The organism is Pseudarthrobacter sp. NKDBFgelt (genome assembly GCF_046097905.1).
GTDB classification, from domain to species: Bacteria; Actinomycetota; Actinomycetes; order Actinomycetales; family Micrococcaceae; genus Arthrobacter; species Arthrobacter polychromogenes.
In genome coordinates this window covers 1-1,778 of record NZ_JBJURL010000167.1, presented here as the reverse complement: position 1 = coordinate 1,778, position 1,778 = coordinate 1, and the positions used below count along the sequence as shown (strand labels likewise).

General features: G+C 67.1%; 1 protein-coding gene. It reads left to right on the top strand.

The features are described 5' to 3' along the window. A partial coding sequence (locus ACKAE7_RS20915) for an Rne/Rng family ribonuclease (RefSeq protein WP_408980209.1) occupies nucleotides 1–1,778 on the top strand: 1,778 nt, incomplete at both ends.

The following is a 1,778-nucleotide window of genomic DNA, read 5'->3' as shown; positions in this document are numbered from 1 at the left end:
CCGGCGAGCGTGACGGTGAAGAAGCCGACGGCGCCGCTGCCGCAGACAGCGACGCCGCCGAGGACGCTGATGAGGACTCCGCCGGGCAAGCCGAAGAAGGCGTGACCTCCCGCCGTCGTCGCCGCCGCCGCCGTGGCGACCAGGACCTCGAGCTCACGGGCGGGGAAGACGACGATCCGCCCAACACGGTCACCCGGGTCCGCGCCCCGCGCGCCGTGAGCGAGCCGGCCGTGAACAATCGCGTCACGTCCGTCAAGGGCTCCACCCGCCTGGAAGCCAAGAAGCAGCGCCGCCGCGAATCACGCGATACCGGCCGCCGCCGTACCGTCATTACCGAAGCCGAGTTCCTGGCACGCCGGGAATCCGTGGACCGGCAGATGATCGTCCGCCAGCGCGACGACAGAATCCAGATCGCTGTCCTCGAGGACGGCGTCCTGGCCGAGCACTTCGTGTCCAAGACCCAGCAGGACTCCCTGATCGGCAACGTCTACCTGGGCAAGGTCCAGAACGTCCTGCCGTCCATGGAAGCTGCCTTCGTGGATATCGGCCGCGGCCGCAACGCCGTGCTGTACGCCGGCGAGGTGAACTGGGAGGCCGTCAACCTTGAGGGCAAGCAGCGCCGTATCGAGAACGCGCTGAAGTCCGGCGACACCGTCCTGGTCCAGGTGACCAAGGACCCGGTGGGCCACAAGGGCGCGCGCCTGACCAGCCAGATCTCCCTGCCCGGCCGTTACCTGGTGTACGTTCCCGGCGGCTCCATGACCGGCATCTCCCGGAAGCTGCCCGACGTCGAACGCAACCGCCTGAAGCGGATCCTCAAGGACCGCCTTCCTGAGCACGCCGGCGTGATTGTCCGTACGGCTGCGGAGGGCGCTTCCGAGGAAGAGCTGACGCACGACATCAACCGGCTGCGCGCCCAGTGGGAGGGCATCGAAAGCCAGTCGAAGTCCACTAAGATCCTCGCCCCGGAGCTGCTCTACGGCGAACCGGACCTCACCATCAAGGTGGTCCGGGACGTCTTCAACGAGGACTTCTCCAAGCTGATCGTCTCCGGCGAGGAAGCCTGGGACACCATCGAGGCCTACGTCACCTACGTCGCCCCGGACCTGGTGGGCCGGCTTGAGAAGTGGACCAAGGACCAGGACATCTTCAGTGCTTGGCGGATCGATGAGCAGATCCACAAGGCCCTGGAACGGAAGGTCTTCCTGCCCTCCGGCGGCTCGCTGGTGATTGACCGGACCGAAGCCATGACCGTCGTGGACGTCAACACCGGCAAGTTCACCGGCAGCGGCGGCAACCTGGAAGAGACAGTCACCAAGAACAACCTGGAAGCCGCAGAGGAAGTAGTACGCCAGCTCCGCCTCCGCGACATCGGCGGCATCATCGTCATCGACTTCATCGACATGGTCCTGGAGTCCAACCGGGACCTGGTCCTGCGGCGCATGGTGGAGTGCCTGGGCCGTGACCGCACCAAGCACCAGGTTGCCGAAGTCACCTCCCTGGGCCTGGTGCAGATGACCCGTAAGCGCATGGGTACGGGGCTCCTTGAGGTGTTCGGCGAGCAGTGCGAAGCCTGCGCCGGCCGCGGCGTGGTCACCCACGATGACCCGGTGGAACACCGCCGGGCGAACATTGTTGCTGCCGAGCATCACGTGCAGCGTGCCGAGCACCGCCCGGAAGCACGCGCTGAGGGCAACCGCATCGAGGCGCAGCGCACGGACAGCAGCCAGCCCGGTGTCCGTCCTGACAGGAAGCGCCGCCGCGGCCGCGGCGGCCAG